Here is a 7,752-nt window from a genome sequence, read left to right as displayed (position 1 = left end):
GATAACTCTATTTCTTTCTTCTCATCCCCCTTTCCAGCATATCGAGTTTTTTTAACAGTTCATTCTCAGCTTTCAGTAATTTGTTCCGTGTTTTAAGATGTTCATATTTTTCTTCTATGGAAAGTTCTTTATCGCTATATGTGCCTGAGCTACCTCTTCTTGTATCCTCCAATCCAAGCACTCCATTTTTTTTATATTTAGCACGCCAGTCTTTGCTCAAGGACTCAACTCGTCCTATTCCTAATATGCTTATCACAAAGCCACATTCTTCAAATATTGCTCTAGGGAATCTACCTTTTTCATACTCTGATATAAAAATACGTCTGAATTCATCTGTATAAGTAATCCCTTTTGCACTGACGTGCTTTACATATTTGTTAGCGGCTAACATTTCCATTTCTTCTTTTGTAAATAACTTAGTACTCATTTTATCCACCCCTATCCTCTTTGTTTTATTATACATAAAGAAACCCTATAAGATAGATATTTTATTAACTGTCTATCTTATAGGGTACACTTTAATGAATATTACGGTATTTTATGGATTATTCAGGTTTAGTAGTTGTAACGCTTTATATGAATATTCCGAAGTAATTAATAAAATTACGAGATAGGTGAACAATAGTAAATGAAGTTCAGCAGTAGATTTATATTAATAATATTTAATTTACCATAAATAATTAATAGTTTTAGGTGTTAATAATATAAGAATTACACCTATAATTGTTATTAATATAATTTTAATTAAGTCTTTTTTTATACTTTTTGTATGTTTATCCATTATTCCACCTATGCCTATCCCAATGAGCATACCAAATCCTACTCCCATAGCTATGTTCTTAAATATTAATCCCAATCCAGCCCCAAATAGTAATCCAAATCCTATTCCAAAACTAAGATAATAATTTTTATTATTTTTGTTTGTGTTATTATTGTCGGGCATATTTCATCAACTCCTTTTGATATTAACTTTTGTTGTTGCATCTTTTCATACAATCTCGACTTAAATATATAGAAATTATAACACATTTTGTATATATTTACATTATTATATTCCTACAATGGTAAATATATTCAAGTTTGAATATTAAAAGCATTGCTTTTAATAGCCTCCAAATCCTCATTAGCTATCTTATAGTGCCTGTCTGAAACAATTAATTCATATACAATGTTTTCAATATCAGGTAATTTTAATATGGAACTTATAAGGCTATATATGGCGAGTTTTTTGTATTTTTTCATATCGTGATTTTTACAGATTGCATATAATTTTGATTTCGGTTGGTCAAGAAGATATTCTCTTCTGTTAAAACTTTTAACTCCATCTTCTTCGGCAAACTTGGTTTATGCCTAAACAACCATAATCTTTTATTAATATATCTTCCATCTTTTTTAAGGAGAACGAATTAATTGTCATGTTTAAAACTGCAATCCAGATGTCCCAGTGCCATTTAGTCTTTTCTAAAATAGTCCCAGTAAACAGTGTAAAACGAGTGTTACAATCATTGCATAGATACCTTTGTATTCTTTTTCTTTTACCATATTTAATAATGCTAACTGAATTACATTTGGGGCAAGAATTATTTATTTTTAATTTTTGAATCCTTTGTTGAAAATTCAAAGAAATCATATCTTCCAACTCGTTTTCAAAGTTTGCCTTTGTATGAGTTGAATAATGATACATTACTTCCTTAAATTTATTAAATGGTAGTTTTTCAAGGTATAGCAACACTTCATCAAAATCTAATTCTTTTTTAATCATGGTTTCAACCCCTTAATATAGGTAATACCCACTATATTAATTAGTATTTTATTGTTTTTTAGTTTGATTCACAACGAGATAATGTAATTAAAGTAAATATTTTTTACTTTAGCCCTTGAAAATAATAGGGTTACAAGTACCACCCTATTAATGGACTATATAAGGTATCTAACATAAAACACAGAAGTGCTTTTCTATTTGCCAAGAATTCAGGAAGCCATATATGATTTACCACAATTGGTAAAAAAATAACCGTCATACCAAACAGTAACGGTATAAATGCCACAAAGAACCAGTCTTCATGCGTATAAATGCAGCAAGTCATCAAAAGAAGAACAAGTGAAGCAAAAAAAGTCCCTAGTGTAATCAATCCACGATACTCAGTCACCAGAACAGGCAGCAGTGTTAACGTAAATGCAACCAATTCTGCAGTCAGCACAATAAAAAACCAGGACAACATATGCTATCTTTTTTTGTTCGAGTAGTGATTTAGATGGAGCTAGTTTAGTTTAAATCGTAGATAAAAGTAAAAGAAATATTAAAGGTAAAATAAAGATATTATGATAAAATTTGTACTATAATGAAGGTATACGAACTTAGAATGGAAGTTGGTTGAAATGAAAGATGGAGTTGACTTTGCTAATTATAAAAACTGAGTGTGTTTGTAGTATATAATAATTATGCTGTTTTAATAAAAAAACCTATGAGAGAGGGGGACTTATTATGTCAAAAGATATATTTAATAAAGAGTGTGAAACTAGAATTAAGTTAGCGAGAGAAATTGCGAATAAATGTTCAATAGAATATGGAAGGGAAATTATTATTGTTGGTTCTGTTTCAAGAAATCTTGCAGATGAAGATTCTGATATTGAAATTGAATTTTTAGTAGATAATTTAATATCAGAAGAAAACATGATTAATTGGATTAAACAGATTGGAGGAACAGATATACATCCCTATGGTGTACCATTATGGGATGGCTCAGTTTGGATAATATTCAAGTATAAAGATTATTGGATTGAAGCAGGATGGCAGACTATTAGTAGCATGAAAGATAACATAAATTCAATTATGGAAGGTAAAGTAATTACCCATGATAAACTTATTCTTGCTTCAGTATTAAAAGATGCAATTTTTATCAGAGGTAATGGCATATTAAGTGATTTACAAGGACAATTAAATCTTTATCCAGATGAACTTCAGAAAGATATTATAGCAAATACAATTGAACCTTGGACTATGAGTTTGGCAATAGAAGTTAGAAAAATGCTATCTAAAAGAGGGGATAAAATTCCATTCCTTCAAAGAATGATACCAGATATTCAAAGGATTTTAAGAATTTTATATGCAATAAATAGACAGTGGGAACCAGATTGGAAATGGACAAAATATATAATCAGTAATCTAGAGATAAAACCACAAAATATAGAAGAGAGGATAGATTCAATTATATGTATAAAAGATACTAAAGAGAATTTAAAGAATTGTTTTGAGTTAATAAAGGATACATTATTACTTATACCAAAAGACCTTGAACTAGGTGAAACAGTTGCCGATATACTAAAGAATATTGATAATGAACTTATAAATTTCTAATCTTTTTAAAATAAACACCACTTAACTACCGGATATGGCGAATTTTTAATGCTTTTTAAAGAAAAACTGCTGAAATATATTTGGTGGTTTTTTTCGTCGTTAAGATTCCCACTGAAGGTTTATTTTTGTTATAGCATATTACCCTCACTTATAGAAGTGGGAAACTTCCTTCTGAAATGGCGTTAAAAAATTACGTAATAAAGAATGTGATAGTATTTATTATCATAATCTAGCATATAAGTTAAGTATAGGAATAAAACAGGATTTTTTTTAAGTTAAATAACAGGGGTGACATATAAAAATAATATGTGGTACGAACATAATTATCCAGGCTTTTGTGTTATGCAGGTTATGAGGAGAAAGAATAATGTTTAGGAGGTCATATTATGCCGAATATTTTACTAACAAGAATTGATAATCGTTTAATTCATGGACAGGTAGCTGTAACCTGGTCAAGTCATTTAGGTGCAAACCTAATACTTGTTGCAAATGATGAAGTTGCAGGTAATGAAGTTCAACAAAGTCTTATGGACATGGCAGTTTCAGATGTGGTTGGTACTCGTTACTTTACAATACAAGAAACTATAGACAAAATAGGCTTTGCAGGGGACAATCAATATATTTTCCTGGTAGTTCGAAATCCACAGGACGCTTTGAGGCTTGTAAAAGGCGGAGTTCCAATTAAAGAAATAAACATTGGAAATATGCATTATAGTGAAGGGAAGGAGCAGATTACAAGCACTGTATCCATTGACGATTCGGATAAGGAAGCATTTAGAGAATTAAACAAGCATGGCATAAAAATGGAGATTAGAAGAGTACCCGACGAGAGAGCAAAAAAGATAATGGACTTTGTAAAATAATCTGATAACCTTACCATTATAAAAATGATGGTAATGATTATAAAATTATTAATTAGGGGGGGAACGAATGTTTGTACAAGCATTATTAGTAGCAATCTGGGCAGGTATTGCCGGGATTGACTTGTTTGACGGTCTTTTCCATATTCACAGACCGTTGGTAACCGGTATGGTTATAGGACTTATTTTAGGTGACGTTAAAACAGGACTTATTACAGGAGCAACCTTAGAACTTGTTTGGATGGGAATGGTACCACTGGCAGGAGCACAACCTCCAAATGTTGTTATCGGTGCTATTATCGGAACATCTTTTGCAATACTTACAAAGCAGGATCCAAAGGTAGCAGTAGGTATAGCAGTTCCATTTGCAGTTGCAGTACAAGGTGCAATTACATTGATATTTACAGCATTTTCTCCTGTGATGCATAAAGCTGATGAATATGCAGCTAATGCAAATACAAAAGGAATCGAAAGAATCAATTATCTTGGGCTATTATTCTTATTTTTCTTCTATGCAATAATTGCATTCCTACCAATATTCTTTGGAGCGGAGGCTGCAAAGAATGCAGTTGAAGTACTTCCAACATGGCTTATTGGAGGGCTACAGGTTGCAGGCGGAATGATGCCAGCAATAGGTTTTGCAATGCTTCTTAAGATAATGCTTAAAAAAGAATATGTTCCATTCTTGCTTATTGGGTTTGTATTAGTTGCATACTTTAAGCTTGAAATACTAGGAGTAGCAATACTTGGAACATCAATAGCATTATATGATTTTTATTCAACAAAAAGAAAGGGAGATAATCAGCCAAAGAAGGAGGCACGAACAAATGGAATCTAATGTAGTAAAATATAAAAACCAAAGGGTTGAACATGTTATTACTAAAAGAGATTTAGTTAAAATAGTTTGGCGTTCATTACTTCTTCAAGCTTCCTTCAACTATGAAAGAATGCAGTCTTGTGGTTGGTTATTCGGACTGCTACCAGGACTAAAAAAGATACACAAACAAAAAGAAGATTTAGCTGCATCAATGTCAATGCATATGGAATTCTTTAATACACATCCATTCCTAGTTACTTTTATAATGGGTATAGTATTAGCTATGGAAGAGAATAAAGAAGACCCAGAAACAATAAGAGGTATAAAAGTTGCTACAATGGGACCTCTTGGTGGAATAGGAGATGCTCTTATATGGCTTACACTATTACCAATAACAGCTGGTATTGGAGTATCCATGGCAATGGAAGGTAATATTGCTGGACCATTTGTGTTCCTTATAATGTTCAATGCAATACATTTCGGATTAAGATTTGGTCTTATGAACTACGGATATAAGACTGGTGTAAAAGCTATAAAATCCTTGAAGGAAAGCACCAAGTATGTATCCCATGCTGCTTCAATAGTTGGGTTAACAGTTGTTGGAGGTTTAATAGCTTCTTACATTGCATTAAGCATCAAAGCAGTAATACATGCAGGGCAGGCAAAAGTAGGTATTCAAGCAGATGTATTTGACAAAATTATGCCAAAGATGCTCCCACTGGCATATACATTTTTAATGTACTATTTATTAAAGAAAAAGGTTTCACCTGTTATGCTTGTAGTGATAACAGTAATTGTAGGAATTCTGGGTAGAGTTTTAAAAATATTATAATTTAATTAACTACTGGGCCAAAACAAAAGTATTTAATTTGGCCCAGTAATATTTTCATACAATTATTGGAGGGTAAATATGAAAAAAATTATATCAACAAAGGGAATGTTAGTCAAAGCTCAGAGAGAACATTATGCAGTTCCTGCATTTAACATACATAACTTAGAAACCATACAAGTAGTGTTAGAAGCTGCATCAGAGCTTAAGTCTCCAGTAATTTTAGCTGGAACACCAAGTACTATTAGTTATGCAGGTGGAGAATATTTAGTTGCTATAGTAACTGCAGCTGCTCAAATGTACGATATTCCAATAGCATTACATTTGGATCATTTTGAAAATTTAGATGAAATTAAACACTATATAGATATGGGATTTACCTCTGCCATGATAGATGCTTCAAAAGATGATTTTGAAGAAAATATAGCAAAGGTGAGAGAAATAGTTGAGTATTCACACCTAAATGGAGTTTCCGTGGAAGCAGAACTGGGTCTGCTTTCTGGTCAGGAAGATTATTTAATTGTAGATGGTAAAAATGCTCAGTATACAGACCCAGAAGCCGCCAGGTCATTTGCTGAAAGAACAGGCATAGATTCCTTAGCTGTTGCCATAGGTACAGCACATGGACTTTACCATGGAGACCCAAAACTTGATTTTGATAGATTAGTAGAAATAAGTAAAAGAGTAAAAGTACCACTAGTGTTACACGGAGCATCTGATATTCAAGGAGACAAGATAATTAAGACTATAGGGCTTGGTATATGCAAAGTAAACATAGCTACAGATTTAAAGATTCCTTTTTCCAATGCAGTAAAGAAATACTTCATTGAAAATCCAGATGCTAATGATCCTAGAAAATATATGACACCTGGAAAGAAAGCAATGAAACAAATAATAATTGAAAAAATTAAAATGTGTGGAAGTGAAAATAAGGCATGATAACCACAGTAACACTAAATGCAGCAATTGATAAACAATATCTAATAGATAATTTAGAAACTGGTACTGTTATGAGGGCATTAAAAGTAAACAACACTCCAGGAGGAAAAGGAATTAATGTTAGTAAGGTTGCAAGGCTTTTAGGAGAAGAAGTTACAGCAGCAGGATTTATTGGTGGTGACAACGGAAGATATATTGAGTACTCTATTGAAAAACTTAGAATTATAAGTAAAATGACAAAAATAAGTGAGGAAAGTAGATGCTGCCTTGCCATTATAGATAAAGATTTTATTCAGACTGAAATATTAGAACCTGGTCCAGTGGTTAAAAAAGAAGAATTAGAATTCTTTTTAAAAACCTATAGTGAGATTATAAAGAATAGTGATATTGTATGTGCATCGGGAAGTGTTCCTATAGGTGTACCTAATGATATTTATAATACTCTCATTACTATAGCAAAGAAAGAAAATAAGAGATTTATTTTGGATTCAAGCGGGTGTTATTTAAGCCTGGGAATAGAAGCATTGCCATATTTCATAAAGCCAAATAAAGATGAACTTAGAATACTTACTGGTGAAGCTTTGGAATATGAAATAGACATAATAAGGCAAGTAAAAAAGCTTAATAAAAAAGGTGTAAAATTTGTAGTAGTATCTCTAGGAAGTGAGGGTTTAATTGCAGGAGCTTACAATAAAATATACAAAGTTAGGTTGCCAAAAGTAAATGCCATAAACCCTGTAGGCTCTGGGGATTCAATGGTAGCCGGATTTGCAGTTGGATTTATGAGAAATTACTCAATTGAAAAGCTTCTTACATTTGCATCTGCTTGCGGCAGCGCAAATGCAATGGAACAAGCTACAGGATTTGTAAAGATTCAGAGTGTAAATAAGATTATGAAAGAGATTGTGATTGAAAAAATATGATTATATAAATTAACAAAAAAGGAGGA

The 7,752-nt window shown here is 31.8% G+C and carries 10 protein-coding genes; 6 read left to right on the top strand and 4 right to left on the bottom strand.

Annotated features, from left to right (window positions below):
• Positions 1-7: 7 nt before the first annotated feature.
• From ACREV6_RS04380 to ACREV6_RS04365, 4 genes are all read right to left on the bottom strand, one after another.
• Positions 8-427: an HTH domain-containing protein gene (locus tag ACREV6_RS04380; RefSeq protein WP_431576798.1), complete on the bottom strand. Its 420-nt coding sequence runs from the start codon at positions 425-427 to the stop codon at positions 8-10.
• A gap of 240 nt (positions 428-667) precedes the next feature.
• Entirely contained in the window at positions 668-943 is a 276-nt protein-coding gene (locus ACREV6_RS04375; protein ID WP_431576797.1) for a glycine zipper domain-containing protein, read from the bottom strand.
• A gap of 131 nt (positions 944-1,074) precedes the next feature.
• Positions 1,075-1,242, bottom strand: a complete 168-nt coding sequence (locus ACREV6_RS04370; RefSeq protein WP_431576796.1) for a hypothetical protein — start codon at positions 1,240-1,242, stop codon at positions 1,075-1,077.
• Between the two features lie 73 nt (positions 1,243-1,315).
• Positions 1,316-1,762 carry an IS1/IS1595 family N-terminal zinc-binding domain-containing protein gene (locus tag ACREV6_RS04365; protein WP_431576795.1) on the bottom strand — a complete coding sequence of 149 codons (447 nt, stop codon included), beginning with the start codon at positions 1,760-1,762 and terminating at the stop codon, positions 1,316-1,318.
• A gap of 723 nt (positions 1,763-2,485) precedes the next feature.
• Between ACREV6_RS04365 and ACREV6_RS04360 the strand changes: the two genes are divergently transcribed.
• The 6 genes from ACREV6_RS04360 (at position 2,486) to pfkB (ending at position 7,726) form a co-directional block, all read left to right on the top strand.
• Positions 2,486-3,358 (top strand): DUF4037 domain-containing protein, encoded by an 873-nt coding sequence (locus tag ACREV6_RS04360; protein ID WP_431576794.1) that lies wholly within the window; start codon positions 2,486-2,488, stop codon positions 3,356-3,358.
• A gap of 386 nt (positions 3,359-3,744) precedes the next feature.
• Positions 3,745-4,221 (top strand): PTS N-acetylgalactosamine transporter subunit IIB, encoded by a 477-nt coding sequence (agaV, locus tag ACREV6_RS04355; RefSeq protein WP_431576793.1) that lies wholly within the window; start codon positions 3,745-3,747, stop codon positions 4,219-4,221.
• A 67-nt stretch (positions 4,222-4,288) separates the two neighbouring features.
• On the top strand, positions 4,289-5,056 hold the full coding sequence (agaW, locus tag ACREV6_RS04350; RefSeq protein ID WP_431576792.1) for a PTS N-acetylgalactosamine transporter subunit IIC: 768 nt from the start codon (positions 4,289-4,291) through the stop codon (positions 5,054-5,056).
• Positions 5,046-5,867, top strand: a complete 822-nt coding sequence (locus tag ACREV6_RS04345; protein ID WP_431576791.1) for a PTS system mannose/fructose/sorbose family transporter subunit IID — start codon at positions 5,046-5,048, stop codon at positions 5,865-5,867. Before agaW ends, ACREV6_RS04345 begins: the two co-directional genes overlap by 11 nt.
• A 78-nt stretch (positions 5,868-5,945) precedes the next feature.
• Entirely contained in the window at positions 5,946-6,803 is an 858-nt protein-coding gene (locus tag ACREV6_RS04340) for a tagatose bisphosphate family class II aldolase (RefSeq protein WP_431576790.1), read from the top strand.
• Positions 6,800-7,726: a 1-phosphofructokinase gene (gene pfkB, locus ACREV6_RS04335; protein ID WP_431576789.1), complete on the top strand. Its 927-nt coding sequence runs from the start codon at positions 6,800-6,802 to the stop codon at positions 7,724-7,726. The genes ACREV6_RS04340 and pfkB overlap by 4 nt, the downstream gene beginning before the upstream one ends.
• The last annotated feature ends 26 nt before the right edge of the window (positions 7,727-7,752 follow it).

The sequence above is a fragment of the Clostridium sp. genome (assembly GCF_050717515.1).
Classification (GTDB): domain Bacteria; phylum Bacillota; class Clostridia; order Clostridiales; family Clostridiaceae; genus Clostridium_AD.
The sequence above is the reverse complement of the archived record's forward strand: the minus strand, read 5'-3'. Positions and strand labels throughout refer to the sequence as shown.

Bases quoted from the DNA above. Each gene is read 5' to 3' on its own strand.
- ACREV6_RS04360 (WP_431576794.1), top strand. From the start codon at position 2,486: ATGTCAAAAGATATATTTAATAAAGAGTGTGAAACTAGAATTAAGTTA.
- pfkB (WP_431576789.1), top strand. From the start codon at position 6,800: ATGATAACCACAGTAACACTAAATGCAGCAATTGATAAACAATATCTA.
- ACREV6_RS04365 (WP_431576795.1), bottom strand. From the start codon at position 1,762: ATGATTAAAAAAGAATTAGATTTTGATGAAGTGTTGCTATACCTTGAA.
- ACREV6_RS04340 (WP_431576790.1), top strand. From the start codon at position 5,946: ATGAAAAAAATTATATCAACAAAGGGAATGTTAGTCAAAGCTCAGAGA.
- agaW (WP_431576792.1), top strand. From the start codon at position 4,289: ATGTTTGTACAAGCATTATTAGTAGCAATCTGGGCAGGTATTGCCGGG.
- ACREV6_RS04375 (WP_431576797.1), bottom strand. From the start codon at position 943: ATGCCCGACAATAATAACACAAACAAAAATAATAAAAATTATTATCTT.
- ACREV6_RS04345 (WP_431576791.1), top strand. From the start codon at position 5,046: ATGGAATCTAATGTAGTAAAATATAAAAACCAAAGGGTTGAACATGTT.
- ACREV6_RS04370 (WP_431576796.1), bottom strand. From the start codon at position 1,242: ATGAAAAAATACAAAAAACTCGCCATATATAGCCTTATAAGTTCCATA.
- ACREV6_RS04380 (WP_431576798.1), bottom strand. From the start codon at position 427: ATGAGTACTAAGTTATTTACAAAAGAAGAAATGGAAATGTTAGCCGCT.
- agaV (WP_431576793.1), top strand. From the start codon at position 3,745: ATGCCGAATATTTTACTAACAAGAATTGATAATCGTTTAATTCATGGA.